25 protein-coding genes are annotated in these 25,556 nt (G+C 55.5%); 10 read left to right on the top strand and 15 right to left on the bottom strand.

Annotation, left to right across the window (positions count from 1 at the left end):
• Positions 1-5 precede the first annotated feature (5 nt).
• The 8 genes from cheB to HMPREF1487_RS26370 are packed head-to-tail and all read left to right on the top strand — an operon-like array spanning position 6 to position 7,195.
• The gene (cheB, locus tag HMPREF1487_RS19125; RefSeq protein ID WP_010798354.1) at positions 6-1,121 is read left to right on the top strand and encodes a chemotaxis-specific protein-glutamate methyltransferase CheB; all 1,116 of its coding nucleotides are present in this window, start codon (positions 6-8) and stop codon (positions 1,119-1,121) included.
• Positions 1,105-1,728, top strand: a complete 624-nt coding sequence (locus HMPREF1487_RS19120; RefSeq protein WP_010798353.1) for a HEAT repeat domain-containing protein — start codon at positions 1,105-1,107, stop codon at positions 1,726-1,728. Before cheB ends, HMPREF1487_RS19120 begins: the two co-directional genes overlap by 17 nt.
• On the top strand, positions 1,725-2,573 hold the full coding sequence (locus HMPREF1487_RS19115; protein ID WP_010798352.1) for a CheR family methyltransferase: 849 nt from the start codon (positions 1,725-1,727) through the stop codon (positions 2,571-2,573). The genes HMPREF1487_RS19120 and HMPREF1487_RS19115 overlap by 4 nt, the downstream gene beginning before the upstream one ends.
• Positions 2,570-2,941: a response regulator gene (locus tag HMPREF1487_RS19110; RefSeq protein ID WP_010798351.1), complete on the top strand. Its 372-nt coding sequence runs from the start codon at positions 2,570-2,572 to the stop codon at positions 2,939-2,941. Before HMPREF1487_RS19115 ends, HMPREF1487_RS19110 begins: the two co-directional genes overlap by 4 nt.
• Positions 2,938-5,355, top strand: a complete 2,418-nt coding sequence (locus tag HMPREF1487_RS19105; RefSeq protein WP_010798350.1) for a chemotaxis protein CheA — start codon at positions 2,938-2,940, stop codon at positions 5,353-5,355. The genes HMPREF1487_RS19110 and HMPREF1487_RS19105 overlap by 4 nt, the downstream gene beginning before the upstream one ends.
• Positions 5,352-5,588, top strand: coding sequence for a hypothetical protein (locus HMPREF1487_RS19100; protein WP_010798349.1), 237 nt, complete (start codon positions 5,352-5,354; stop codon positions 5,586-5,588). Before HMPREF1487_RS19105 ends, HMPREF1487_RS19100 begins: the two co-directional genes overlap by 4 nt.
• A gap of 11 nt (positions 5,589-5,599) precedes the next feature.
• A complete protein-coding gene (locus HMPREF1487_RS19095) occupies positions 5,600-5,974 on the top strand; it encodes a response regulator (protein WP_010798348.1) in 375 nt (124 codons plus the stop codon).
• A 9-nt stretch (positions 5,975-5,983) separates the two neighbouring features.
• A complete protein-coding gene (locus HMPREF1487_RS26370; RefSeq protein ID WP_010798347.1) occupies positions 5,984-7,195 on the top strand; it encodes a methyl-accepting chemotaxis protein in 1,212 nt (403 codons plus the stop codon).
• A gap of 56 nt (positions 7,196-7,251) precedes the next feature.
• On the opposite strand, the gene HMPREF1487_RS19085 is transcribed toward HMPREF1487_RS26370, so the two are convergent.
• The 15 genes from HMPREF1487_RS19085 to HMPREF1487_RS27350 all read right to left on the bottom strand — a co-directional run bounded on the left by HMPREF1487_RS19085 (position 7,252) and on the right by HMPREF1487_RS27350 (position 22,638).
• Positions 7,252-7,905: a methionine ABC transporter permease gene (locus HMPREF1487_RS19085; RefSeq protein WP_010798346.1), complete on the bottom strand. Its 654-nt coding sequence runs from the start codon at positions 7,903-7,905 to the stop codon at positions 7,252-7,254.
• Positions 7,889-9,049, bottom strand: a complete 1,161-nt coding sequence (locus HMPREF1487_RS19080) for a methionine ABC transporter ATP-binding protein (protein WP_010798345.1) — start codon at positions 9,047-9,049, stop codon at positions 7,889-7,891. Before HMPREF1487_RS19080 ends, HMPREF1487_RS19085 begins: the two co-directional genes overlap by 17 nt.
• A gap of 3 nt (positions 9,050-9,052) precedes the next feature.
• Positions 9,053-9,877, bottom strand: a complete 825-nt coding sequence (locus HMPREF1487_RS19075; RefSeq protein ID WP_010798344.1) for a MetQ/NlpA family ABC transporter substrate-binding protein — start codon at positions 9,875-9,877, stop codon at positions 9,053-9,055.
• A gap of 62 nt (positions 9,878-9,939) precedes the next feature.
• The gene (locus tag HMPREF1487_RS19070; protein ID WP_010798343.1) at positions 9,940-11,340 is read right to left on the bottom strand and encodes an LLM class flavin-dependent oxidoreductase; all 1,401 of its coding nucleotides are present in this window, start codon (positions 11,338-11,340) and stop codon (positions 9,940-9,942) included.
• Between the two features lie 7 nt (positions 11,341-11,347).
• Entirely contained in the window at positions 11,348-12,550 is a 1,203-nt protein-coding gene (locus tag HMPREF1487_RS19065; RefSeq protein ID WP_010798342.1) for an SfnB family sulfur acquisition oxidoreductase, read from the bottom strand.
• A gap of 3 nt (positions 12,551-12,553) precedes the next feature.
• The gene (locus tag HMPREF1487_RS19060) at positions 12,554-13,792 is read right to left on the bottom strand and encodes an SfnB family sulfur acquisition oxidoreductase (RefSeq protein ID WP_010798341.1); all 1,239 of its coding nucleotides are present in this window, start codon (positions 13,790-13,792) and stop codon (positions 12,554-12,556) included.
• A gap of 169 nt (positions 13,793-13,961) precedes the next feature.
• On the bottom strand, positions 13,962-14,798 hold the full coding sequence (locus HMPREF1487_RS19055) for an ABC transporter substrate-binding protein (RefSeq protein WP_230382138.1): 837 nt from the start codon (positions 14,796-14,798) through the stop codon (positions 13,962-13,964).
• 59 nt (positions 14,799-14,857) lie between these two features.
• On the bottom strand, positions 14,858-16,843 hold the full coding sequence (gene fhuB / locus HMPREF1487_RS19050; protein ID WP_010798339.1) for a Fe(3+)-hydroxamate ABC transporter permease FhuB: 1,986 nt from the start codon (positions 16,841-16,843) through the stop codon (positions 14,858-14,860).
• A gap of 44 nt (positions 16,844-16,887) precedes the next feature.
• The gene (locus HMPREF1487_RS19045) at positions 16,888-17,658 is read right to left on the bottom strand and encodes an ABC transporter ATP-binding protein (protein ID WP_010798338.1); all 771 of its coding nucleotides are present in this window, start codon (positions 17,656-17,658) and stop codon (positions 16,888-16,890) included.
• Positions 17,639-18,415 carry a siderophore ferric iron reductase gene (locus HMPREF1487_RS19040; RefSeq protein ID WP_010798337.1) on the bottom strand — a complete coding sequence of 259 codons (777 nt, stop codon included), beginning with the start codon at positions 18,413-18,415 and terminating at the stop codon, positions 17,639-17,641. Before HMPREF1487_RS19040 ends, HMPREF1487_RS19045 begins: the two co-directional genes overlap by 20 nt.
• Before the next feature lie 203 nt (positions 18,416-18,618).
• Positions 18,619-19,818, bottom strand: a complete 1,200-nt coding sequence (locus tag HMPREF1487_RS19035) for an MFS transporter (protein ID WP_010798336.1) — start codon at positions 19,816-19,818, stop codon at positions 18,619-18,621.
• A gap of 279 nt (positions 19,819-20,097) precedes the next feature.
• Entirely contained in the window at positions 20,098-20,850 is a 753-nt protein-coding gene (gene tcyN, locus HMPREF1487_RS19030; RefSeq protein WP_010798335.1) for an L-cystine ABC transporter ATP-binding protein TcyN, read from the bottom strand.
• Positions 20,851-20,853: 3 nt separating this feature from the next.
• Positions 20,854-21,522 carry a cystine ABC transporter permease gene (gene tcyL, locus HMPREF1487_RS19025; RefSeq protein ID WP_010798334.1) on the bottom strand — a complete coding sequence of 223 codons (669 nt, stop codon included), beginning with the start codon at positions 21,520-21,522 and terminating at the stop codon, positions 20,854-20,856.
• Entirely contained in the window at positions 21,519-22,307 is a 789-nt protein-coding gene (tcyJ, locus tag HMPREF1487_RS19020; protein WP_010798333.1) for a cystine ABC transporter substrate-binding protein, read from the bottom strand. The genes tcyL and tcyJ overlap by 4 nt, the downstream gene beginning before the upstream one ends.
• 166 nt (positions 22,308-22,473) lie before the next feature.
• Positions 22,474-22,638: a hypothetical protein gene (locus tag HMPREF1487_RS27350; protein WP_010798332.1), complete on the bottom strand. Its 165-nt coding sequence runs from the start codon at positions 22,636-22,638 to the stop codon at positions 22,474-22,476.
• Between the two features lie 224 nt (positions 22,639-22,862).
• Here HMPREF1487_RS27350 and HMPREF1487_RS19015 point away from each other — a divergent pair, with 224 nt between their 5' ends.
• Positions 22,863-24,119 (top strand): lipase family protein, encoded by a 1,257-nt coding sequence (locus tag HMPREF1487_RS19015; RefSeq protein ID WP_010798331.1) that lies wholly within the window; start codon positions 22,863-22,865, stop codon positions 24,117-24,119.
• Between the two features lie 248 nt (positions 24,120-24,367).
• On the top strand, positions 24,368-25,519 hold the full coding sequence (locus HMPREF1487_RS19010) for an amino acid deaminase (protein ID WP_208859637.1): 1,152 nt from the start codon (positions 24,368-24,370) through the stop codon (positions 25,517-25,519).
• The last annotated feature ends 37 nt before the right edge of the window (positions 25,520-25,556 follow it).

The following is a 25,556-nucleotide window of genomic DNA, read 5'->3' as shown; positions in this document are numbered from 1 at the left end:
CCGTCATGATTCGTCTGCTTATCGTCGATGACTCCGCATTAATGCGCCGCCATCTGCAAAAGGTGTTTGAGGCCGAAGGTGACTTCGAGCTCGAAATGGCCCGCAATGGCCTCGAAGCGATTGAGCTGGCTCGCCAGTTCGATCCGGACGTCATCACCCTGGATATCAATATGCCTGAGATGGACGGGCTGACGGCTTTGTCCATGCTCATGGCAGAAAAGCCCCGTTCGGTCGTGATGTTTTCATCGTTGACCGAGCAGGGTGCTATTGCCTCGCTTGAGGCGTTAGCGCTCGGCGCGGTGGATTTCTTTCCCAAACCGGGCGGTACGATTTCTCTGAATATTGATCAGGTGCGTGACAGCCTGGTTGCCAAGGTGCGTGCCGCTGCTGGTGCTCAGCTCAAGAAGGCAGGAAAACCACGCGCCGGATCAACCGCGCCGACTCGCTCCCAAATCGAGCGCGAGCCGGTGGAAAAAGCCGTAGAGCTGGCAGGTGGCTTGGGTGAAGGGCTTGTACTGATCGGCTCATCTACCGGTGGGCCTCGTACGCTGGAAGAAATTCTGTCGAAGCTTCCGGCGAGCTATCCCTGGCCGATCGTGGTTTCCCAGCACATGCCGGCCAACTTTACCCGTGCTTTCGCCGAGCGCATGAACAATGTCTGCGCGCTCACGGTAGTAGAGGTCAGCAGACCCATGCCGCTCGAAGCCGGTACGGTTTACGTTGGGATGGGAGCCAGTGACGTTTGTATCGGTCGTCGTGCAGGCCGTCCTTATGCCTTGCCCAAGCCGGAAAACAACAAGTACCTCTGGCATCCCTCCGTCAGCCTGATGGTGGAAACCGCCATGGAGCATTTCCAGCCAAGTCAACTGATCGGTGTAATGCTGACGGGCATGGGGTACGACGGTGCTGATGAGATGACCGAACTCAAGCGCCGTGGAGGGCGCACCCTGGCTGAGTCCAAGGAATCATCTGTTGTGTTTGGTATGCCGGCAGAGCTGATCCGTCGTGGCGGTGCCACGGAAATCATGGCCTGCACTGAAATGGCCGCCACCCTTATCCGTTGGGGCAGCGGTAAAACCACTACGTCTTCTCGAGTATCCCGCCATGCCACTCGTTCGTAATACCCTGGCCGATCAGGCCGGCGATGACCAGCCAAGCGGGTTCGAGCAGCTGCTTGATACACTCGACAGCCCCGATACCGCGGCTCGTCGCTTGGCCGCACGTGCAATAGCAAGGTTTCCAAATGCCAGTAGCGCTCTGATCGATCGTCTGGAAGAAGAAGCCGAACCGTCTGTGCGTGAGGCCATTATCACCAGTCTGGCTGCTATCGCCGATGTCAGCTCAGTCACCGCTCTGCTTGACTGCCTGCGCAGTGAGGATGCGGCGCTACGTAACGATGCCATCGAAGCTCTGAAGACGGCAGGTGTTCAGCATCCTGGGTTGATTCAGAACGCGCTGCAGGACTACGACGCCGACGTCCGCATCCTGGCTATCGGAATTCTGGAATCACTCAAGCATCCGGATGTCGAGCTGTGGCTGATCGATCTGCTGGAGCATGACCCGCATCTCAATGTCTGTGCCTGCGCCGTGGATCTGCTGTGCGAAATCGGGAGCGAGCGTGCGGTGCCGGCGCTTGAGGCTTGTCTTGAGCGCTTCCCCGATGAGGCTTACCTGCGTTTCGCCGTTGATCTGGCTATCCAGCGCCTGCGTGGAGAATCAGCCCTGTGAGCCAGACACCCGCGATTACCAAGGAAGACTTCGTGAAGTTTCGCGAATTCTTCTACCGCAAGACCGGTATCCACTTCGATGACTCGAAGCGCTATTTCGTGGACAAGCGCTTGATCGAGCGCATCGAGGCCACGGACGCGGGTACTTTTCGCAACTATTTTGTGAACCTGCGTTTTCAGGCATCGGGTGATGAGCTGCAGTCTCTGGTCAATGCGATGACCGTCAATGAGACCTACTTTTTCCGCGAGGAGTATCAGCTCAAGTGTCTCGTGACGAACATGCTGGAAGAGGTCACCCGACGTAAGCGTGACTCAGGGCCCATTCGTATCTGGTCGATGCCGTCGTCTTCAGGTGAGGAGCCTTACTCCATCGCCATGTACCTGCTCGAATACTGGAAGGGTATTGAGGAGTGGGATGTTGAGCTGATCGCCTCGGATATCGACACCAACATTTTGGAGCGCGCCAGAAGAGGTCTCTATAGCCCGCGTTCGGTACACAACCTGCCGGCCACGCTTTTGGAAAAGTATTTCAAACAGCAGAAAAGCGGGGATTACCAGCTAATCGACGATATTCGTCAAAGCGTCGAGTTCAGCCGGGTAAACCTGATGAGCGCTGCCGATGTGAAGGCTTATAAGGGCTTCGACATTATTTTCTGTCGTAATCTGCTGATCTATTTCGATGATCTGTCTCGTCGCCAGGCGGCCGATACGTTTTTTGATGCGCTCAATCCAGGCGGGATGATCTGCCTGGGTCACTCGGAGTCCATGAGTCGTATTTCGTCTCTGTTCCAGGTGCGCAAATTCCCTGAAGCAATTGTTTACCAGAAGCCGTTGGAGGCTCGATGAAACGCATTCTGATCGTCGACGACGCGGCCACCGTACGGCTGTTCAACCGACAAATACTGGAGAAAGCCGGTTATCACGTTGACGAGGCCATCAACGGCATTGAGGCGCTGGAAAAAAGCCTCGAGACGCCCTACGACCTGTATCTGGTAGACGTGAATATGCCCATGCAGGACGGCTTCAGCTTCCTGCGTGAACTGCGCTCCCGGCCTATTGAACAGGCCCCTGCGGTAATGATTACAACCGAGTCGGGTGATCATGATCGTCAGCAGGCTTGGGAATCCGGTGCTAATTATTACTTAACCAAACCGATCAAGCCTGAAGCGTTGCTGAGGCTGGTGAATGTTTTGACCGGAGAAGGTGCTCAGTGAACGCATTGCTGCAACAATTCATCCAGGAGAGCCGTGAAGCCCTGGAATCCATTGGCAGTACCTTGCTTGCCATGGAACGAGAGCCTGGCGATACCGCCCCACTGGGCGAACTGTTCCGCCTGGTGCATACGCTTAAAGGTAACTCAGGCCTGTTTGATTTTCCGGCGCTGACCAGTGTATTGCATGCCGCTGAAGACGTGATGGATGCAGTCCGTAACGGTGAGCTGGACTTCAATCAACAACTGGCTGATCAGCTTTTGAACACGGCTGACTATGTCAGCGAGTTCCTGGATGAGATCGAACAAAACGGTCAGCCGGGTGACGGCTTTCAGGTTCCGCCTCGTGAACTGGTCGATGGGCTGCGCGCGTGGCTTACCAGCAGCGAGACGGCCGTGGTTGCTGCTGACGCAAAAAACGGTACGTCTGAAAGCGAGTCGCCCGCCTGGGCTACTGAACTGAATGATGAAGTACGTCAGCACATAGCCGATCGTTTGAAGGACGAACAATGCGTTTACCGTGTTGAGTATCGTCCTGCCGCCGATTGTTTTTTCCAGGGCACCGATCCTTTGCACCTGGTGCGTCAGCTGCCGGACATTTTCTGGCGTCGTGTGACCGCTGTAGAGCCCTGGGCGGTAGCGTCACAGCTGGACGCCTATCACTGCAATCTGCGTATCGAATTCCTGTTAGCGATACGGGAAGAGGATCTGGCTGAGCACTTCCGGTATGTCAGTGATCAGGTCAGCTGGGAGGCCGTAACAGCGGCACTGTTTGCTGCACCTGCTCCGGCCGAAGAGGCTCAACAGAGCTTAAGCCATGGTAACGAAGCAATCGATCCACTGGTACGGGACGTAGTAGGCACTCAGCAGATAGCCTTGGCTGCCTGCCTCTCTCAGCCTTGGCGTAGCGGTCAGCATGCCGCCATCGTCCGGACATTAACCAATGTTCTCATGGCTTATCCTGCACTCAATGAGACCTTGCAGCGTAGCGTGATGGATGCCGATCAGCAGCGCAGCGCCACACCGATCATGGCCTGGTTCCAGGCACACTGGCAGGCGGGTGCTGACTCCATATCCGAGGCGTCCAAAGAAGAAGAGGGTCGTACTCACGAGGCCATGAGCGCATGGCTGTCGGCACAGCTTGATCCCGCAGCACCTGTTGTACCGGTGGTAGAAGCTGCACGCGCGCCTTCCGACGCATCTGCCGGTCGGCGTCAGGAGGAGGCTGGCAATCATGTTACGTCTAAGGTCCTCAAGATCGAGCAGGAAAAGATCGACCGCCTAATGAACCTGATTGGCGAGATCGTAGTTGCCAAGAACGGATTACCCTATCTGGCCGAGCGTGCTGAAGACCAATATGGTCAGCGCGAGCTGGCGCGAGAGATCAAGGCTCAATATGCCGTAGTCAACCGTATCGCCGAAGACCTGCAGGACGCCATCATGCAAGTACGCATGATGCCGGTTTCTTTCGTGCTGCAGCGCTTCCCACGTTTGGTGCGTGATATCGCGCGCAAGCTGGGCAAGAAGGTCAACCTCATCCTGGAAGGGGAAGACACCGAAGCGGACAAATCCATGATCGAGGCCTTGGCCGATCCGCTTGTGCATATCGTCCGTAACTCCATGGATCACGGGCTGGAGCTTCCGGAGGAGCGTACAAACGCTGGCAAGCCGGAAACCGGCACGCTGCGTATTCGCGCCAGCCAGAACGCGGACCATGTGGTTATTGTTATTGAAGACGATGGTCGCGGTATCGATCCACAAAAGATCAAGGCCAAGGTGGCTGGTAAAGGTCTGGTCGAGCAGACCGCCCTGGATGCGATGAGTGATCAGGAGCTGGTCAATCTGGTCTTCCTGCCGGGCTTTTCGACTGCAGAGCAGATTTCCGATCTGTCCGGTCGTGGCGTTGGTATGGATGTGGTGCGCTCGGGTATCGAAAAAGTGGGCGGCCAACTGCGCCTGACCAGTCAGGTCGGCAAGGGTACGCAGCTGAGCCTGACACTGCCGCTGAGCATGGCAGTAACGCAGGTCATGGTGATTGAGTCAGGCGGTCAGCGCTTTGGCATTCCCATGGACCAAGTCATGGAAACCGTGCGCTTACCTAAGGATTCGATCCATACCATCAAGCATCAGCCCACCGCGCAACTGCGCGGCCGCACGATTCCGCTCAAGAGTTTGAACCAGATGCTGGCGGTCTCCGAGGAGCAGGTGCTTAACGAGGATGATGAGTACGCCTTGATGGTGCTACGCAGCCGAGGCGAGCTGGTCGGCCTGATCATTGATGATTTCCACGGCTCGATCGACATCATCCTAAAGCCCATGGTGGGCATTCTGGGTGAGCTATCTGGTTACTCCGGTACGGCCGTGATGGGGGATGGCTCCATCCTGATGATCCTCAACCCCACGGAGCTATTCGAATGAGCATTACCTTCAAGAAAAGCGTAGCCGTATTGGCTGATCAGGTCACGGTGGAAGAGGCCGAAACCTTGCTGGAATGGCTGGTGAAAAACCCGGCCGCAAAGGTCAATCTGGGTGACCTCGAACACCTGCATACCGCTGATCTGCAAGTCCTTATGGCATTGAAACCAAACGTTTCAGTTTGGCCAAAAAATACCGATATAAAGGTGTGGCTTGAAGCCGCACTGAATGCGTAGGAGAGAGTGAAATGAGCAAGAACATCATGATCGTCGACGACTCCGCGACCATGCTGATGAGTCTGCGCAGCAGCTTGGAAATGTCCGGCTTTAAAGTCGAGGCGGCCAATGATGGCGTGCAGGCGATGAGCAAGCTGCAAGGTGGCTATAAGCCGGATCTGATCATCACCGATATCAACATGCCCAACATGGGAGGTCTTGAGCTGATCGGCAAGGCCCGCGCGCTACCTGGAATGCGCTTTGTTCCTATTCTGGCGCTCACTACCGAGAGCCAGCAAAGCAAGCGTGACGAAGCCAAAAAGAATGGTGCCACCGGCTGGCTAGTGAAGCCTGTCGGGGCAGCGGACCTGCTCAAGGTCATCAAGCAAGTCCTGCCGGGCGCCTAAGGAGCCAAAATGAACAACCAAGCCTACCTCAAAGCCGGATTGTTGCTGGCCATAGTGGCGCTGGGCCTCAGCTCGCCGGTCTGGTCGGCTTGGCTGGCGCAACAGTCAACCGTGGCCTGCATGGGCGTCGCCGTGTTTTTCTCCATTCCGCTGTTATTGATGACGTGGAGGTTGTCCCAAAATTCTGCCCATGTTCCTGAGCGAATAGAGGAGGGGAGCACATACGCAGTCCTGTTCGATAAAACAGTCGCCACGGCCAATGCTGTGCCTGGCCTGAGCCGTATCGTGCAGCGTAACCTAAAAGAGGTGAGTGATGAGACCGAGCGCAATGTACTGTGCGCAATCGAACGTCTCAATAATATTCATCTTACCGGTCAGAAGCTGTCCGAGACGGTAAGTGAAGGATGTGGTTGTGCCCAGACGCTTTCCCGTGAGGCGGATGAGCATCAGCAGCGCAATGAAAAGACACTGGCGACACTGTCTGCCTTTGAAAAAGAGCGCAAGGAAAGCCTCAGTAGTGATATCGAGCGTATGCGGCGCCTGTATGAGGAAGTCAACGCCACCGGGCCGTTGATTGCCCTCATCAGTGATATTGCCAAACAGACCAACCTGCTGGCGCTTAACGCAGCTATCGAGGCTGCACGGGCAGGGGACTCCGGTCGTGGGTTTGCCGTAGTCGCCACTGAAGTACGTAATCTCTCCGCGCGCACTGCAGAGGCGGCGCACTCGATTTCCACGACTATTCAGAATCTGGCCTCACGCTTTGAGGAGGAGTCGACAGCCGCACAAAACCGGCAGGAGGATTTCCTGGCCAGAAGCGGACTGGAACATGTAGGTAATGAGTTGCGTTCCATGGTGAGGTATCTACAGGAAGCAGCGGAATGCATGACGTCAGTCGTCAGTGGTGTCAAAGGGCTGAGCTCCGAAGTGAACAATGATCTGCAAGGCGTACTGTCCTGTTTGCAGTTCCAGGACCCGCTACGTCAGCGCCTGGAGCAGAGCAGTCATATGCTGGACACCTTGAGCGATGTTATGGAGGCCTATGGTGTCGGGCTTGCCTCACCTGAAACCTGTCAGCCGGGGGAGCTACCTGATCTCGATGCTCGGATGCAAAAGCACCTGAACAGCTATGTGACGCACTCACAGCACAAGGGCCATCTTGAAGAGATAGGTCGGGGACACGAAGTGCAGTCCGAAGGACTCAAGATCGAACTGTTTTAAACTTCATACGAATGCAAAAAAGGCCAGCGGGCTTCCGACTGGCCTTTTTTATCGGCTCATGCTCGATGGTTTAACGCCTTCGCCAAGCGATCCCCGCCAAATTGAATTAATGTGACAAGTAATACCAGCCCTATAATGACAATGAACATAACTGACACATCGAACCGCTGATAACCATAGCGATAAGCAAGATCTCCCAGGCCGCCCGCACCAATGGCACCCGCCATGGCAGAGGAATTGATCATCGTAACAAGCGTAATGGTGAATCCGCCCACGATACCCGGCAGGGCCTCAGGTAGCAGAACATGCCAGACGATATGTCGGCGTCGGCATCCCATGGCCTGGGCGGCCTCGATCAGGCCATGGTCTACCTCACGCAGGCTCACTTCAGCGATACGGGCAAAGAACGGCGTTGCTGCAATAGCCAACGGTACGACGGCGGCCCACACACCGTAAGTAGTGCCTACAATCAGGCGGGTGAACGGAATAAGAGCCACCATCAGAATCAGAAAAGGAATGGAGCGGAAGAGGTTGACGATACTTCCAATCAGCCTGTTCAAACGAACAGCCTCGAACATCCCGCCTTTACCACTGGTAACCAGAAACACGGCCAACGGAATACCGGCAATCAGTGCGATCAGGGAGGAGACGCCTACCATTAGCAGGGTATCCAGTAGTCCTTGCCACAGGCGATCAATCAGCAGCGACATAACCCAATACCTCCACATCGTCGAAAATATGCCGAGCCCGCTTGATCAGCTCTTCCTGAGCGTGGGGAGAACGCCTGATCGAGACCAGCAGATGGCCTACCGTGCGCCCTTGAAGTCGTTGGATGCTCGATCTGATAAGCGTGAGCTGTCCACCCAACGCGTTGAAGAGTGATCCCAGGTCGGGCTCACGGCTGCTTGAGCCACTCAAGCGCAGTTCAAGCAGGAGGGCATCGTTTTGGCGTAATGGCTGTGTCTGCAGACGCGCTTTAAGATCATCTGATAGCGTTTGCTGCAACGGAGAGAGCAAGATGCGGGTCACGTCATGGTGGGGATCACCAAAGACTCTCCATACGGGGCCTTGTTCGACGACTTCACCACACTCAAGCACGACGACACGATCACAGATCTCGCGAATCACCTCCATTTCATGGGTGATCAACACAATGGTCAGCCCCAGCGACCGATTGATATCGCGTAGCAGCGACAGAATGGCCTGTGTCGTTTCAGGGTCCAGTGCTGAAGTCGCTTCGTCGCATAGCAGGATATCGGGATCATGAACAAGCGCTCGGGCAATGCCGACGCGTTGCTTCTGGCCGCCGGACAGTTGCGCAGGATAGGCATCATGCTTGTTTTCCAGACCTACCAGCTTGAGGAGTGAGGCAACCTTCTGCTGCCGCTCCTGCCGCGGTACGCCAGCCACTTTAAGGGGTAATTCCACATTCTGCCGCACGGTTTTGGCGGAAAGCAGATTGAAGTGCTGAAAGATCATGCCGATGCGCCGGCGCAAGGCAACCAACTCGCTTGTGCCGTAGCGACCGATATCTTCGCCGTCGATCAGAACCTGTCCTTCGCTTGGCTGCTCGAGTCGGTTGATTGTCCGTAACAGGGAAGACTTGCCCGCACCACTGCGCCCGATGATGCCGAATATCTCACCCCTGCGCACAGCCAGATCTATACCATGCAGCGCACGCACTGGTCCTTGCTCACCGTTATAGGTTTTACCCATATCCTGAAAGCGGATATGGGTCTCGGCGCGTTCCAGTGCGGTAGAGGTAAGGGGGTAGGGTAGTGCATGAGAGGGTTGGTCCGCCTCTGCTTCATGAGTGCTTCGAGCCTGCCGAATAGATGTAATCGATCCCGTCATGAATCAGCTCCTCCAGCCAGTCTGGTAAAGGGTTCCATGTGCCTTATCTAGGGCTGCACGCACAGCCGGAGAGTGCTGGTAGATATCGACGAACTTGCGTAGACGTTCGTCGTTCTGTCGGTCAGGCCGAATGACGAACTGGATGACATATTCAGGGTGATCAAGCCCGTCAAAAAGCAGAGCCGAGTAGGGGTCGAAGGTATTGGCCAGGCGGATGTAGGCCGGATAGCCCTGCACCAGATCCACGTCATCATAGGCGCGTACCAGTTGAACGGCTTCCAGCTCAATGATCTGTATATGCTTGGGGTTGGTCAGGATGTCGGCTTGAGTCGCCTTGTATCCCACGCCGGGCTTCAAGGTGATCAGGCCCGCTTTTTCCAGTAGTTGTAAGCCACGTCCTCCATTGACAGGGTCATTGGCAATTGCCACGCGGGCGCTGTCCGGCAAGTCTTCAAAGCGTTTGTACTCTTTCGAATAGAGGCCTACGTTGTTGATGATGCCGGGGGCATAGGGAATCAGGTCATAACCACCTTCCTCTCGTGCATTTTCCAGAAACGGAATGTGCTGGAAGTAGTTCACATCAATGTCCCCGTTAGCCAAGCTGACATTGGGGGCAATCCAGTCGGTAAACTCGACCAGTTCCACCTTCAACCCCTGCTTTTCAGCTTCAGCTACAGCCGCTTCCAGTGGAGGTGCAAAGGCTGCTGTCGTACCGAGTTTCAGTGGTTCATTAGAATCGGCTGCGTGGCTCATGCTTGCAGCGCCTAGCAGTGCTGCAAGGGCGAAGGTCTTTATCCAGCCACGGCCTGGGTTCAATCGGTGCAGCATATCGGTCATCCTGTTCAAGGTCATGGGAGGCGAGGCTGGAAGCGTTCCAGTAGTCGTTGAGATCAAATTGCAGTTCGTCTAGCCGTTTGGCTGGCCTGATGTGTCAGGTTTCGCCAATGTGTACCAGCATGGTCTAGCGGTAACCGAGCGCCTTGGGCGAACAGTTTTCCGCGCAGGGTGCCTGGCTCGTAGGCTGTCTTGTAGCGACCCCGTGCTTGCAGCTCAGGAACTACCAAGTCGATAAAGTCCGTATAGCTTTCCGGTGTGACGATGCGTGTCAGGTTGAATCCATCCAGCCCGGTTTCGTCGATCCATTGCTCCAGTGCATCCGCCACTTGGCTTGGCGAACCAACAATGAGTGGGTATCGGCTACCCAGAGCGTGCTGCTCAAGGAGCCTGCGCTTGGTCCAATCACTGTCCTTGGCGGTAAACGCCTTGACGACCGACTCGATGGCATTGGTCTTTTGATAACGGATAGGCTCATCAAGCCCATAGCCTGCGAAGTCGATACCCGTCGAGCTGGAAAAGTGAGCAAGGCCTGCTTCTGGATTGGCGTAGCGTAGATAGTCCGCATGCTTTTCCCGGGCCTCAGCTTCAGTCGGCGCAACGATCACGCTCATCCCCATAAAGACTTTGATGGCGTCCGGCGTACGCCCGGCGGCTACTGCGCTGGCACGTGTTCGGTCAACCTGATGCCGGACCGCCTGAATATTCTGGCCACCAATGAAAACGCATTCCGCATGTTGTCCGGCGAAATTAACGCCGCGTTCGGAAGAACCCGCCTGGTAAAGCAGAGGTGTGCGCTGTGGAGAGGGTTCGCTCAGGTGATAACCTTCAACGTCGTAGAACGCTCCGTGGTGTCTAACCTTGTGCACCTTATCCGGTCGTGCGTAGACACGGCCCAGGCGGTCAGCGATGACAGCATCATCTTCCCAGCTGCCTTCCCACAGCTGGTAAAGCACGCTTAGATATTCATCTGCCTGATCGTAGCGACGATCATGCTCATGCTGAGCGGTAAGTCCCATCGCCTTGGCTGCGCTATCCAAATAGCCCGTCACAATGTTCCAGCCGATGCGGCCGCCCGTCAGGTGATCCAGCGTTGAGAACCGTCGTGCCAGCAGGTAGGGATGTTCATAGGTGAGATTTGCAGTCACACCAAACCCAAGGTGCGTGGTATGGGATGCCATGGCAGAGACAAGAAGGAGAGGGTCGTTAACCGGAAGCTGGATGGACTCCCTTGCCGTGAGGTCTATGCCGCCACCGTATACGTCGTAGACCCCTACGATGTCAGCAAGGAATAAACCGTCGAATAGACCGTGCTCCAGCAGCTTAGCCAGCTCAGTCCAATAGCTCAGCGTCTTGTACTGGGTGGACGTATCCCGCGGATGCGTCCAGAGCCCATGGTTGATGTGCCCGACACAATTCATGTTGAAGGCGTTTAGCCGAATCTGTTTCTTTGCCATGACAACCTCAGAGGTAGCTGCGTCGGGGCGGCAGGGTATCGTTCAGGTAGTAGTCGCCAATGGCGTGATATTTCCAGCGCACGGGATCATGCAGGGTATGTACACGTGCATTGCGCCAGTAACGATCAAGGCCATGCTCTGCCAGACTGGCCCTGGCACCACCCAATTCAATGAGTTTGTTGCCTGCCAGTAGAGAGGCCTCTGTACTCAACGCACGCACCTCAGCGATTGCAATGGAGGCGGCAGCTACGGTGTCTGCGGTCGGATCTTGCTGCGCCTTATCGAGTGCCTCTCCAGCGCGCTCAAGCAGGGCTTCCGCGGCGGCAACACGTACGGCCAGCCGGCCGATATCACTGATCGTCAGGGGGTCTTCGTAAGCATGTTCAACACCGGAATCGGGCCAGGGACGCGCCTGTTCACGGACAAAAAGAAGAGCGTGCTCATAAGCACCTCGCGCAATACCTGTATCGATCGCTGCGTGTAATAGCTGGGCGAAAGGGCCTACCGTAGTAGGGCGCTCAAATGCTGTTTGAAAAGGTACGACCTCATCAGCCGTTACCGCGACATTATCTAGCACGACCGAGCCGCTGCCCGTGGTCCGCTGCCCAAAGCCAGACCAATCATCAATAACGGTTACGCCCTCACGGGTGCGCGGGATAAAGGCCAGCCGCTGCTTGCCTTCGTCATCCACAACCGAGGTGGGGATGCGCTGAGCATACAGTGCACCGGTTGCATAGAACTTGCGCCCGTTGACCTTGAAACCGTCCCTGTCAGGGGTGAGCCGGGTAGTGCGGTCCAGTATCGTCTTAGTACCAATCTCGGCCAGTGCATTGCCATAACGGGCGCCGGCCAACACTTCGGTATAGAGCTTGTGCTGCTGTTCGGCACTGCCATTTACACGCAATACTTCCAACGCGTAGTAGTGATTTTGCGGTATCTGGCCTAGGGAGCCATCCGCCGCAGCAATAATAGAGATGACCTTGGCAAGCGTTACGCTGGAGACTTCAGCGCCTCCCAGCGCTTTAGGTACTGTAATAGCCCAGAGTCCGGACTGGGAGAACTGCTCCAATTCACTCCACGGCAGCGTCCGATGTTGATCCCGCTGAGCGGCGTCTTGCTTGAAAAGGGTGGCCAGCTCGGTGGCAATCCTTAATGCTTGTTCATCACTTTCGATCCGGTCGGCAATACCGTGCAATACAGGTGCATTCATGGTTCAGATCCAGGCATGGCGGGCAGGGGATATACCGTTCAGGTGATAGTTGCCAATGGCATGTACCTTCCAGCGCACGGGGTCATGAAGGGTGTGCGTCCGAGCGTTGCGCCAATGCCGGTCAAGGTTGAACTCAGCCAGCGTGGCTCGGCTACCAGCCAGCTCGAAGAGTTTTTCACTGGCTGCCAAGGCAATTTCGGACGTCAGCACCTTAGCCTCGGCTACCGCAATCGAGGCCTGAGCAGCCTGTGACTCATCAACAGGCTGGTCCTTAAAGGAATCAAGTACCCCGGCTGCCTTTCGCAATAGCGCTTCAGCTGCATGCAGTTCAACTTCCAGTCGTCCAACCTCTGCAATCAGGTAAGGTTCATTTCGTGCCTCAGTAATACCAGCCTCAGGCCAGGGTCTAGTTTTACCAACAACAAACCACCTCAAGTCAGCCAAAGCAGACAGGGCTATGCCTGCATCAATGGCTGCATGGATCAGCTGCGCATAGGCACCTTGTAAGGAAGGCTTAGTGCTTAGCAATCCGCTCGGAATAATGTCTTCTGCGGGGAGACGAACATTATTGAGAATGACTGTTCCGCTTGCTGTGGTTCGCTGTCCAAAGCCGGACCAGTCATCAATGATTCGAAGCCCCGGTGTTCCGCGCCGGACGAACGCCATGACTTGTCGTCCGGTGTCATCCAATGCCTTGACGGTTACCCAATGGGCAAACAGGGCACCTGTCGAATAAAACTTTTCGCCGTTCAAGCGGAAGTGATCACCTTCGGGTGTCAGGCGCGCTTTCAGGTCCAATGTATGTTTGCTGCCGCGCTCGGGGCCTGCATTGCCTATTCTCCATCCAGCCAACACGCTTTCGAATAGGCGCTGCTGTTGCTCGGCGGACGCTACGCTTCGAATGACATTGAGAATGCTGAAATGATTCTGGGGAATTTGAGCCAGTGCTGGATCAGCCTTGGCAATGATCTTGAAGATTTCAGCGATCGTTACAAAGGAAACCTGAGGGCCTCCAAAGGCTCTGGGAACGAATACGCTGCCCAGACCGCTGGTAGTAAAACGCTCGATTTCGGCCCAGGGAAGTTTGCGCTCCTGGTCACGCAGCGATGCTTCTTGCGCAGCGAAACGGGCTAGCTCATGAGCAGCAGCAATGGCTTCGGCGTCGGTAGTGAGAATACGGGCAGGGTAGACGGGTGGAGCTACATCCTGATCGTTATCAAGAAGGGTATCTGGCTTGAGCATACGGCCTCGCAATGAGCAATGCCGGCCAGATCCACAGCGGAGCCGGACCGACAGATGAAAAGTCAGTGCAGGTCCGGTGATCCGGTAAATAGACGTTAAAGGAATTTAAAAAGAGTTATAAATACTTTCTAGCTATAAGCTTAGAGCGAGCTTAAGGGCAGAAAGCTCGTTACTCAGGCTGTAAGGTCAGGAGCGCGTCTACAAGCGACTCAGCCAGATATTCCACCGAGAAAACACCACCATAGGTCCAGGTTGAGCGGACCGTAGCGAATCGTCGTGCTTGCACGAAGGGCATCGCCTGCCAGAGGCGGGTAGGAAAGAGTTTGTCCTCTTGGGAGAACGGCTCGATATGGAGCACAGCGCCTTCACGTATCTTTCCCAAGTCACTAATAGGTTTCTGTGTAATACCCCAGGCGGTAGCGGGTAAAGGGTAGGCAGGCTGAAGATGCAGTAGGTTCATGGCATATTGAGGCATGGAATTGTCGCCATACACATAAACCACCGCCGGCGTAGAAAAGCGAATCATTGTGACTTTCGGAGGTTCGCCATTGAAGTGCTCAAGCAGCCGCTGCCGTAGTTCAGCAATATGGCGATCCATTTCCGCCAAGCGCTGCTGTGCCTGATCGAGGCGATTAAACTGCCTGGCCAGTGTCAGATAATTTTGCCGTGCGGTTTCGTAATTGTTGTGATCCTGTCGATAGCTGTCGAATGACTCTACCGGGGCGATCCGCTCAAGCTTGCCACGTAGATCTTCAAGAGCCGGGCTGGAGATGATCAGGTCGGGCTTGAGTTCGGCCAAGAGCTCAAGATTGGGCTCGACACGGCTTCCGGTATTGAGAACCGATGACGGCAAAGCAGGGCGCACGACCCACACCTTGTAGTCATCGGCGTCCGCTACCGCCAAGGGCGTGATCCCCATTTCGACCAAGTGTTCAGCCGCTTCCCAGGTGAGCGCAACTACCCGCTGCGGTGTTTTGGCTGCGTGAGCGAGTGCAGAGCCGATCATCAAGAGTCCGGTTAGGACCCAACGGAGCAGGCTGGGACTGATTTTATGCTTGAGCAACCCTACGCGCCTCGCTGTCTGGCTAACAGAATAATGAAATAGACTCCACACAGAACGGACGCCACGATGCCTACCGGCATCTGAAGCGGATAGATCATGACACGGCCTATCCAATCGGCAACAAGCATCAAGACGCTACCCAGCGTGGCGGCGAGCAAGAGTTGAGGCAGGACTTTCCTGGCACCCAGGATGGCTGCAATATGCGGTGCCAGCAGGCCCAGAAAGGCGACCGGCCCCATTACGCTGGTCACGAGCGCACACATCAGCGAAACCAGAACCAGTAGCACGATACGTAGGCGCGTCAGATTCAGGCCGCGACCAAGGGCCACGCCGTCACCTATCGAAATCAGCGACAGGCCTCGATGGAACAGTAGACTGAACCCTCCGATAAGCAGAACGCCTACACAAAGTCCGACAGACTGGCTGGCCGAAACCCGGTAGGTCGAACCCGCCAACCAGCCCATGATGGCGAAGGAGTCTGCTGTCCCCTTGGCCAGGGCAAATTGAAGGATGGCGTCCAGCAATGCCATCAGGGAAATACCTACCAATGCCAGCATGCCCGGTGCATATTGGTGCTGGCGACCAAACAGAAGCAGCACAGCCAAGACCAGCATGCTCCCGGCAAAAGCCGCCAATGGCCCGCCTGCGGTCTGGATAGTCCCACCCATGACAAACGCACTTATGAGAAGGGCAAGCGTTGCCCCGGCGGAAAGGCCAAGAATGTCCGGACTCGCCAAGGGGTTGCGCAGCAGACGTTGAAGAATGACGCCTGCAATCGCCAGTCCGAATCCTGCCGAGGCGGCCGTTAGCGTCCGCGGCCAGCGAAAGGACCAGACGAGGGAGGAGGGCCAGTTCAACTGCCAGCCTTGGGCGCCCGGCGCCAGGCATAGGGTCAGTAATGCAATCGCCAGGGCAATGCCCAGAATGAGTACCCAGCCTGATGTGGTGATTCTTCTGTCGCTATTGCCTGGGAGCGTCAGTCCACGCTGATCTTCTGCCGACATTTTGCGGCGCGAAAGCCATAAGAGTGCCGGTGCACCTATCAATGCGGCCGCGGCTCCGCTGGGAATCAGGTTGATCGTCCATTGACTGGCGAGCACAGCCAGTGCATCGGTTGTCAGCAGTAGAACAGCTCCCAGCAGCGTGCTGTATAGCAGTTCATCAAAGGCGGTACGAGCGCCGAACAATCGCGCAAGATTAGGTGTGAGCAGACCAATGAATCCAATCAGGCCGACCGCGGTAATGGAAACAGATGTGAGCCACAGTGAGGCGAGAAACAGCATCAACATAATCGGCCATAAACTCATGCCGCGTGCTTGTGCGCCTTCACTGCCCAGGCGCAGCAGGGTCAACGGTCGCTGGGCAAAGGCCAGGACAAGCAGACCGACCGCCAGCTTGGGCAGCAGCCAGATGACCCATTGCCAGTCCATTTGCGCCAGATCGCCAGCCCCCCAGAGGAAAAGATTCCGGGCGTACTGATCGTTGAGCAATACGAGCCCCGAGGCCAGCGCTCCTAGAAGAAGATTCATGGCCATACCGGCCAAAACGATTGGAAGACCAGCAATACCAGATCGCCCTGCAATCAACAGGACAATCCCTACTGCAGCCATTGCGCCCAGTAGCGCGGCCCATTCACCATGATCGGCAGCCAGGGTTGGTGCAATCAGCGTGGCACAAACCAGTCCCAACCATGCCCCTGAGGCCGACCCGATAGTCATGGGTGAAACCAGACGATTTTGCGTCAATTGTTGGAGAAGACTGCCTGATAAGCCCAACGCGGCCCCAACCAGAAGACCCATAACAACCCGTGGAAGCGCAGAGTCACGAAATTGCAGCAGCGTGAAGTCTTGGCTGGAGGCATCGAACAAGGCATGCCACTGCTGACCTAACGACAGCGGTGAAGCAATCTGTAGGTGTACGAGCAGTACCAGAAGCAATGACAGTAGCGTGAGCGGATAACGCAGAAGACCTGGTGCAGTAGATAACATGGGTCTGGATGGGACGCCCGTCCCGGTGCGGGTAACGTGCATCTTCAGGCAACAACCGCAATCTTGCGCTGCGCCGCAGGCTGCTCAATGAGTTGAATATCGATCTCGTACAGCTCGGATAGCAAACGACTGGACAACAAGGCCTGTGGCGTCCCGTCAAAGAACAGTCGACCCTGCTTGAGGGCAACGATACGGTCGGCATAACGTGTAGCCAGATTGATGTCGTGCAGAATGACGACAATTCCGCGTCCGGTCTTCTGGTTCAGCTCATGTAAAAGGCCCATCAGCTCATACTGATGGGAGAGATCCAGGGCCGATGTGGGTTCATCCAGCAGAATCAGTGGCGATTCTTGGGCTAGCAGCATCGCAATCCAGGCCCGTTGCCGTTCGCCGCCGGAAAGGGTGTCGGTCAGGTGATCGGCATAATGCGCCACATCTGTTTGTTGCATGGCTCGCTCGATGATCGTCTGATCTTCACGCTGCCAGCGGCCTAACAGACCGCGCCAGGGAAAACGGCCCAGGCGCACCAGTTCACGTACTGTAAGCCCGGCGACTTCCGGCAACCGCTGAGGCAGAAAGGCAATCTGCCGCGCAAATTCCCGCTGGCTCAACCGTGCGATGGGCTGGTCGTCCAGCTCGATCCTGCCACTGTCGGGCACGGTCTGACGCGCCAGCAGGTTCATCAATGTCGACTTGCCGGAACCGTTATGCCCTAGAATGACTGTCAGCTCATTTCCGGCAAGCCGCAGCTGGTCCAGACTCAGAATGAGTCGTCCGCCGCGGTTGACGCGGATATCAGTGAGTTGCAGCTTCAAGGGTTAACTCCTGTCGTAAACGGACAATGCGCTCTTCCTGCTTGAGCTTGGGGCAGGTGCTGCATAATTCGCCATCTGCGCGGCGGAAGTGTTGGCAGCAGACCTTGCGTCCAAGCGCCAGCCGCTCTTGTCCGTCGTCAAGCGCAATGCAGATCAGCTCGCTGTTGTCCTTCAGGCCCAGCGCTTCGAGCCACATACCTTCCAGCACACGCATACGGTTGTTGCATAGCGTTTCGCGCAGGTTGTTCTGCACATAGAGAAGGGCTGCCAGCACGCAGTCTGCCGCCAGACGGCGGGCCATTTTCGGGTTGAGCTTGAAAACCGTTCCTGCCTCTTCCAGCTGCCGTTCGCAAAGGTTCTGTAATTGCTTGGCGGCGACACGAATCAACGTGTCCTGGTCGGCGATATAGGGACAATGATCATGCAGGTAAAACCCTGCCACGAATCCGTGGTGCACGCGCTGGGCAAACTGATCGAGAGAAGGAACACATCGACCGAGGTGGACACCCAGAATCGTCAGGTAGATCGGCTGCCAGACCATGAGCGTCCAGCTGCGCGCTGACCAGTAATGGGGGCCGGCCTCCGGATGGGCCTGCTGCCAATGGTCATAAAGCGCTGCAACGCGCACATGATTTTCGGCACTGCCGCAGGTGAGGTCATCCGGGCCTGCAGGGCCTATCGTTCCCTTGAGCCCTAAATAGGAAAGGGCGGAAAGATCCAGCAGGCGGGTAAGATCGGTCTTTACCTGAATCGTCATACGTCGGACCCAGAACGAGGTTGGATGTCATCCCCCGAACGTCTGGTTCGGCCGTTCGGGAGGACATGCTCGGAAATGCCGATTTAAACACTTAAATACAAATGCATCAAATTATCATTAGCAATCCATGTGTCACGTTTCGCTAGATTGCGATGAGCGGAACAGGGTGAGCGGTGGCAGAGGGTTGCCACCGCCTCAAGCATTTACGCTTTGACCGCTGTTGCAGCCTTGTTGGGCGCTTTAACCAGTATCGGAAAGAGAACTGCCGTGAGCAGCAGGCCGGCTGCACCTACCCAGAACGGCGTAGAAAGCGTGAAATGACTGACGAGAAGCCCAGCGCCATAGGATGAACACATGACACCCAGACTCTGGAAAAAATTGACCTTGCTAAAGTCCACAGCATACGCCTCGGGCTTGCTCATCTCGAACATGAGCGCATCCAGGCGCACCGTGACCTGATACAAGGCCCAGCCGAACAGCAAACGACCTCCTAGGATGGCCACTTCGTTTTCAACGCCCTGAATGAAAATACCGCAGACGCCAAGCAGCAGGGCGGACAGGATACCTTCCCAGGCATGGCCGTGTTGGCTGGCTCGCTTGCTCCACCAGAGTGCGACCAGCGCCACAGCGCCTGGCAGCGAATAGACGAAGCCGGTGACGAGCTCATTTTCCAGAGCGGAAACCTCTTGCCAGTAAACCGAGAAGAACGGTCGAATGACATAGGCACTGAAGTAGAACAGCAACATGATCAGACAGAGCTTGTAAATGATCAGGTGGCTACCTGGTTTGGCGATAGGCACTTCGGTTGCAGACTGTTCCGGGGTTTCGCTGGAGGCTGGAGCTTCTCCCGAAGCGGGAGGCTTGTCTCGCATCAGACGCATACAGATTGCCATCTGAATGAAGTCGCCCAGCGCCATGATCAGGAAGACTTCGCCCATTTCCAGCGCCTGGAGAACCAGCCCGCCCACAGCTGCGCCAAAGATGGCTCCGAAATGCACTACAACCGACAATGTGCCAATGGTTCGCGTGTGGCTTTCCTTGGCTTCCAGACTCATCACATAGGGATACATCAAGAGATAGCTGCCCTTGAAGACCACCATGCCTAGTGAGACAACCCAGAACAAGGGCAGGGAGTCGATGGTATAGCAGCATACGCTGAGCAGCCCCGCAGCCAACTGTGTCCAGATCAGGATCCGAATAGGGTGCACCCGCTTGGCCAGTTTGGCCCAGAGAGGAAAGGCAAACATGACAACAACGCAAATAGCAGCCAGGTAGGCACCGACCTGCTCGGGACGAGGATCGTCAAAACGGCTAGCAAAGTATTGCGGATAAAAGGGAATGAGCATGTTATCGCCAATAACTGCCAGGGCCGTCATGGCAATGAGGCAAAAACGTAAATTCATAGCGAACGGGCTCAGCCAGCTGAAAAGGCCGCAAATCATGCATGCGGATCAACAAGAAAGCGACTGTTTGATTATGCGTATTCTTTGCATTCTCGATTACAAGCCGTTACAAGCATCGAAAGCGATATAGTCATGAATTAAATATGTTTATCGTTTAAAAGCACTGATTGGCTCGGAACAGCGCCAAGTGATCTCGGGCCACCTCGGTTAATAGGCTGCTCCAGCTGTTAACCGAGGTGGCCCGACAAGCAGTGGCCAACAGGCCATGGAGGTTAGTATCTAACCTTCATGGCTTCTGAACTTGCTCAAGAACCGTTGCGTCCGTTCTTCCTGGGGATTGGCAAACAGCGCCTTAGCTTCTCCTTGTTCAACGATAACGCCCTGATCGACAAACAGCACGCGATGCGCCACGTCACGGGCAAAGCTCATCTCATGCGTCACGATCACCATGGTCCGCTGCTCATTGGCCAGATTACGAATGACCGTCAGCACCTCACCGACCAGCTCGGGATCAAGGGCTGACGTGGGCTCATCGAAGAGAATAACCTCGGGCTGCATCGCCAGCGCACGGGCAATGGCAACGCGCTGCTGCTGTCCGCCGGATAGCCGCCTGGGATACGCATCTTCCTTGCCCGCCAGGCCTACTTTCGCCAGTAATGCCCGGCCCCGGGCTTCCGCGGATTCCCTGGCCTCCCGTTTGACCACAATCGGCCCTTCGATCACGTTTTCCAGAGCCGTACGATGAGGAAACAGGTTGAAGTTCTGAAACACGAAGCCGGCGCGTTGGCGGAGCGCCCGGATCTGATTCTGCTGCGTATTCAAAGGCCGCCTTGCATCAATGGAAATATCTGCAATACGGATATGGCCCTTATCGGGCGTCTCCAAAAGGTTCAGACAACGAAGCAGGGTGGTCTTGCCGGAGCCACTGGGGCCAATAATGGCAACGACTTCGCCCGCAGCTACATCCAGATTGATCCCGTTGAGCACCGGCTGGCCATTGAATGACTTGGTCAGGTTACGTACTTCAATCATGACTCAACGCTCCTGATCATGCCGGTTTACCCGATTTTCCAGCGTGTTCTGTAACGCCGCCAGGGTGCTGGCCAGAACCCAATAGATCAATGCTGCCGTTAGATACATGCTGAAGATTTCAAAGGTACGCGCCGTAATGAGCTGCGCTTGGCGAAACATCTCAGGGACCTGAATGGTAGCCGCAAGAGAGGTATCCTTTACCAGCGAAATGAAGCTGTTACCTAAAGGTGGGAGCGCCGTACGGGCTGCCTGAGGAAGGATGGTCCTACGCAGTGTCTGTGCCCGTGTCATGCCAATGCTGGCAGCCGCCTCCCATTGTCCTCGGTCAATCGAGGCAATGGCTGCCCTCAGAATTTCACAGATGTAAGCGGCCATATTCAGCGAAAAACCCACGAGCGCAGCGGGCAGAGGATCTAGCTGAATGCCCAGCTCAGGCAAGCCGTAATAGATCATGAACAGCTGCACAAGCAGTGGGGTGCCTCGAAAGAAAGACACGTATACCCGCGCTACTGCGCGCACTACCATGTTTTGGCTAAGCCGCATCAGCGCCAGAAAGAACCCCAGCACCAGCCCGAAAAACATGCCGCCCAGACTGAGTAGTACAGTCCAGACGGCACCTTTGAGTAGAAACGGAAGCGAATCCAGTATCAGTTGAAGGCTGGATTCGCTCATTGAGTGACGTCAGCCTTGAACCACTTCTGTGAGAGCTTGGCCAGCGTGCCATCAGCTTTCATCTTGGCAATGGCCTGGTCGATGGCGGCATGGAATTCGGGATTTCCCTTGCGCTCGGCCACGCCCGACTCCTGACGATTGAACGGTTCGCCTGCTGGTACAAACTGGTTACCGGTTTTGGCAGCCATTTCAAAGGCGGCCAGTCGGTCTACCAGAACGGCATCGATCCGACCTACACGCAGGTCCTGAAACTTGGTTGGGTCGTCTTCATAAGTGCGAACATCAGCCTGTGGTACGTTTTCCTTGAGCCATTGCTCATAATTGGTACCAAGACCAACACCCACCTTCTTATTGGCCAAGTCTTCCGGCTTCTTGATGGTGTCCTGCTCGTTCTTGCGAGTCATTGCCTGGACACCGGAGACCGTATAGGGCGTCGAAAAATCATATTTTTTCTTGCGCTCTTCGCTAATGGTGACCTGATTGATCACCACATCCAGACGCCTGGAATCCAACGCGGCCAATAAACCATCCCATTTGCCCGGCTGGATTTTTGGCTGTACGCCCATTTCCTTGGCCAGCGCCTGGGCAAACTCGACTTCAAAACCGGTCAGCTTGCCGTTTTCATCCTGGTAACTGAAAGGAGGGTAAGTACCCTCAAGCCCAATCACCAGCGTACCGCGCTGCTTGACTTCCTTTAACAGGTCTTCTGCATGGGCATTAACGGAGATACCGAGTGCCAGAGCCAGGCTTGCAAACGTGAAATAACGACGCAGAGCGGTTCTCATGTTCTTATTCCATAATGTAAGGATCTAGAACTATAAGATTACACAAGTGGGCTAATAAAATAGCTTCCGGCGCTATAGATATAGCAAAAAGCTTTAATCAGGAGATTAGCGTGCGGCTGATCAGGTGCAGCCGCAGCGGGAGAAGTACCGTTTAACTCAAGAGCAATCAGCCAAGATTGGCTTCCAGCTCAACGGCTTCCTCAGTCTCTTCCGAGATTTTCTGTCTGATGCCGCGCGCCAGTTCGAGAAAATCGTCACGCTGCATGTCCAGCGATGCCAGAGCACATTCCAGGTCTTGCTTAACTGTCATTTCCGCTTGATCAAGCGACATAATGCAACCTCAGTCCTTTTCCTGTTTGGATATACAGTATTCCAAGCGAAGCGGTACGACAAGCAAAAACAGGATAGACGGTCTTCGGTTTTTTAACTGTGCGAGTCTTCGCACTCCTATTTCTGGTACGGCGCAGCAGGTCAAAAGGGCGTTGATCAAACCATGAGCCGTCGTCGCTGTCTTGCATAAAAGCCGTCCCATAAACTCTGCGGAGAGACAGTACGATGTCATTCAGAGCAAGACCTGTTCATGAACGTAGAGGACTGCTCAGAGCAACTCTGCTGGTCAGTGCCCAGTTGTTAATAATGGGAATAGAGTCAGCCAAGGCTCAGGAATCCTGGGATTCGGGGGACGGTGGCGTTTCAACGTTCTATCGGTGGGATAAACCTATTCCAACCGCTGCAGGTGAGTTGCTGCGCAGTGAGCCACTTCCCCCACAAAATCGGTTGGAGGATGCAGAAGGGCAGTTTCGTATTCTTTACACGTCAGTGAGCGGTCTGGACAGCTCGCCCATTACGGTCTCTGGTCAGTTGTTCGTTCCCAAAGGGCAACCGCCTGAGGGAGGGTGGCCGTTGCTGGCGTGGGCTCATGGAACAGTAGGCGTAGCCGATGTCTGCGCGCCGTCCTGGAATGAAGCACCAACCGTTTACAAAGATTACTTGAATCGCTGGCTTAAGCAGGGTTACGCCATTGTCGCGACGGATTATGAGGGGCTTGGCACGCCCGGTTTGCATCCCTACCTGACCAAGCGCTCCGAGGCCTACGGTGTGCTCGATAGTATCCGCGCCGTTACGGATGGACGATATCCCATCGCCAACAAGGTGATCGTGGCAGGACAGTCCCAAGGGGGCGGAGCGGCCTTTGCGACGGCCGGATTTGCCAAGGAGTATGCGCCGGAGCTGGATATCAAGGGCACGATAGTCACAGGTATACCGTATCTGACGGAAAGAACGATGACCGTCTCGGGGGTAGATCCTAACCAGGTGGATCCCGGCATTGCCTATATGTTTTACGTAGCGCTGGTTGCCCATCAGAGGCAGCCAGTAACCGATGCTTCGACGCTGTTTACGCCAAAAGCCATGCCGTTATTCGAAAAGGCCGCCCGCTTGTGTGTGGGCACCTTGGCACGAGAGGTCATGCAGGCGGGCCTCACTCAGGCTAATACGGTTCAACCCGAGGCGGTGAAGACGATGGCCAAGATTCTTTTGCCTCAATATCGCTTCAATACCTTGAAGCTGGACCAGCCCTTGTTTGTCGGAACCGGCGATGCGGACCGGGATGTTCGTCCGGAGGGGCAGCAGCTACTGGTTCAGGAGGCCTGCAATGCCGGTACGACAGTTGAGGCTCATGTATATAAGGGCGAAAGCCACTCAGGGGCTTGGCTGGTCTCTCAAAAGGATGCATTGAGCTTTGCTCACAAAGTCATGACAGACGAGCCCATTGTCTCTACATGCCCTGCCAAAAGCACAACCTCTCCCTAAATTACGACCTGTTTTTATCCAATAACGGCATCAGGTCTTCTGCTTATGAAATTAGTTTTCATGATCAATTGATAAAACCTCGCTTCGGTGTATGTTGCTTTCAAAAACCAGGCAGGGGAATCGCTGTGAAGCCTCACCATGCTGCATCTGAACAAGTCAATGGACTCGGAAAGGGTCTCGGTTCGTTAGCGGGTACTGTCTCTACCCAAGAAGTTGCCGCCTCGGGGTGGGATATCTTGAAGGAGGACGTGAGTCTGCCTGTTGCGGTACTGCGGGAGCAGCGTATCGAGCATAACCTGCAGTGGATGAAGCAGTTCATGGAGCGATACGGCGTACAGCTTGCGCCGCATGGTAAAACCACCATGAGCCCGGCATTGTTCAAGCGGCAAATGGAGGCGGGGGCTTGGGGTATTACGCTCGCCACTGCACCACAGGTTCGCGTAGCGTTTACCCACGGGATACGGCGTGTGCTAATGGCCAATCAGCTGGTTGGCAAAGCCAATATGGCCCTGATTGCCGATCTGCAAGAGGCCGATCCCGGTTTCAGCTTTTGTTGTGTGGTTGATTCCTCTCAAAACGTCGAAAGCCTAGGACGTTATTTCAGTGAGAGAGGTCAACGCCTTCGGGTTTTACTCGAATATGGCGTATCAGGCGGTCGTACTGGCGTGCGTAATGAGGAGCAGGAAAGGGCAGTGCGAGACGCCATTTCACGCTGGCCGCAGGCACTGGCCCTGGTAGGGATTGAGGTCTACGAGGGGGTCCTGAAAGAGGAGGCCGAAATCCGTGATTTTCTTAAGCAAACCGTAGCAAGGACGCGTGCCATAGCTGATGAAAGCGGGTTTGCCGAGCCTCGCATTATCCTGTCAGGCGCTGGGTCTGCCTGGTTCGATCTGGTTGCCGAGGAGTTTGCGCTTCCTCAGACGGGGCTGCCCTTGGATATTGTGTTACGCCCCGGCTGCTATCTCACCCATGACGTAGGTATCTACAAAGCGGCCGAGGCACGTATTCAAGCCAATAACCCTGTTGCACAGGAAATGCAGCGCAGCCTTCTGCCAGCCTTGCAACTTTGGGCCTATGTGCAATCACGACCCGAGCCGGGCCGCGCCATCATTGCACTGGGCAAGCGTGATGCGGCGTTCGATGCCGGTTTCCCTGTTCCCTCGCTGCATTTTCGGCCCGGTCATTCCGCCTCTCCAATGGAGGCGCCTGCAGCCTGGAAGATCAGCGCCATGATGGATCAGCATGCCTTTATGGACGTACCACCTGTGGCGGATCTGCAGGTAGGGGACATGCTGTGTTTCGATATTTCTCATCCATGTCTCACGTTCGATAAATGGAAGCAGCTCCTCCTGGTAGATGAGCAATACCGCGTCACCGGAGCTGTTGCCACCTACTTCTAACAATGACGTTATGCCGTCCAGCCATGGACGGATTCAG

Source organism: Pseudomonas sp. HPB0071, from assembly GCF_000478505.2.
Lineage (GTDB): Bacteria > Pseudomonadota > Gammaproteobacteria > Pseudomonadales > Pseudomonadaceae > Chryseomonas > Chryseomonas luteola.
Note: the sequence above shows the minus strand (reverse complement) of the source record. Positions and strands in the feature narration are given on the sequence as shown.

What these genes read in the sequence shown, in the direction of transcription:
- cheB (WP_010798354.1), top strand. Translation starts at nt 6, where the DNA reads ATGATTCGTCTGCTTATCGTCGATGACTCCGCATTAATGCGCCGCCAT.
- HMPREF1487_RS19120 (WP_010798353.1), top strand. Translation starts at nt 1,105, where the DNA reads ATGCCACTCGTTCGTAATACCCTGGCCGATCAGGCCGGCGATGACCAG.
- HMPREF1487_RS19110 (WP_010798351.1), top strand. Translation starts at nt 2,570, where the DNA reads ATGAAACGCATTCTGATCGTCGACGACGCGGCCACCGTACGGCTGTTC.
- HMPREF1487_RS19100 (WP_010798349.1), top strand. Translation starts at nt 5,352, where the DNA reads ATGAGCATTACCTTCAAGAAAAGCGTAGCCGTATTGGCTGATCAGGTC.
- HMPREF1487_RS19095 (WP_010798348.1), top strand. Translation starts at nt 5,600, where the DNA reads ATGAGCAAGAACATCATGATCGTCGACGACTCCGCGACCATGCTGATG.
- HMPREF1487_RS26370 (WP_010798347.1), top strand. Translation starts at nt 5,984, where the DNA reads ATGAACAACCAAGCCTACCTCAAAGCCGGATTGTTGCTGGCCATAGTG.
- HMPREF1487_RS19085 (WP_010798346.1), bottom strand. Translation starts at nt 7,905, where the DNA reads ATGTCGCTGCTGATTGATCGCCTGTGGCAAGGACTACTGGATACCCTG.
- HMPREF1487_RS19080 (WP_010798345.1), bottom strand. Translation starts at nt 9,049, where the DNA reads ATGACGGGATCGATTACATCTATTCGGCAGGCTCGAAGCACTCATGAA.
- HMPREF1487_RS19075 (WP_010798344.1), bottom strand. Translation starts at nt 9,877, where the DNA reads ATGCTGCACCGATTGAACCCAGGCCGTGGCTGGATAAAGACCTTCGCC.
- HMPREF1487_RS19070 (WP_010798343.1), bottom strand. Translation starts at nt 11,340, where the DNA reads ATGGCAAAGAAACAGATTCGGCTAAACGCCTTCAACATGAATTGTGTC.
- HMPREF1487_RS19065 (WP_010798342.1), bottom strand. Translation starts at nt 12,550, where the DNA reads ATGAATGCACCTGTATTGCACGGTATTGCCGACCGGATCGAAAGTGAT.
- HMPREF1487_RS19060 (WP_010798341.1), bottom strand. Translation starts at nt 13,792, where the DNA reads ATGCTCAAGCCAGATACCCTTCTTGATAACGATCAGGATGTAGCTCCA.
- HMPREF1487_RS19055 (WP_230382138.1), bottom strand. Translation starts at nt 14,798, where the DNA reads ATGATCGGCTCTGCACTCGCTCACGCAGCCAAAACACCGCAGCGGGTA.
- fhuB (WP_010798339.1), bottom strand. Translation starts at nt 16,843, where the DNA reads ATGTTATCTACTGCACCAGGTCTTCTGCGTTATCCGCTCACGCTACTG.
- HMPREF1487_RS19040 (WP_010798337.1), bottom strand. Translation starts at nt 18,415, where the DNA reads ATGACGATTCAGGTAAAGACCGATCTTACCCGCCTGCTGGATCTTTCC.
- HMPREF1487_RS19035 (WP_010798336.1), bottom strand. Translation starts at nt 19,818, where the DNA reads ATGAATTTACGTTTTTGCCTCATTGCCATGACGGCCCTGGCAGTTATT.
- tcyN (WP_010798335.1), bottom strand. Translation starts at nt 20,850, where the DNA reads ATGATTGAAGTACGTAACCTGACCAAGTCATTCAATGGCCAGCCGGTG.
- tcyL (WP_010798334.1), bottom strand. Translation starts at nt 21,522, where the DNA reads ATGAGCGAATCCAGCCTTCAACTGATACTGGATTCGCTTCCGTTTCTA.
- tcyJ (WP_010798333.1), bottom strand. Translation starts at nt 22,307, where the DNA reads ATGAGAACCGCTCTGCGTCGTTATTTCACGTTTGCAAGCCTGGCTCTG.
- HMPREF1487_RS27350 (WP_010798332.1), bottom strand. Translation starts at nt 22,638, where the DNA reads ATGTCGCTTGATCAAGCGGAAATGACAGTTAAGCAAGACCTGGAATGT.
- HMPREF1487_RS19015 (WP_010798331.1), top strand. Translation starts at nt 22,863, where the DNA reads ATGTCATTCAGAGCAAGACCTGTTCATGAACGTAGAGGACTGCTCAGA.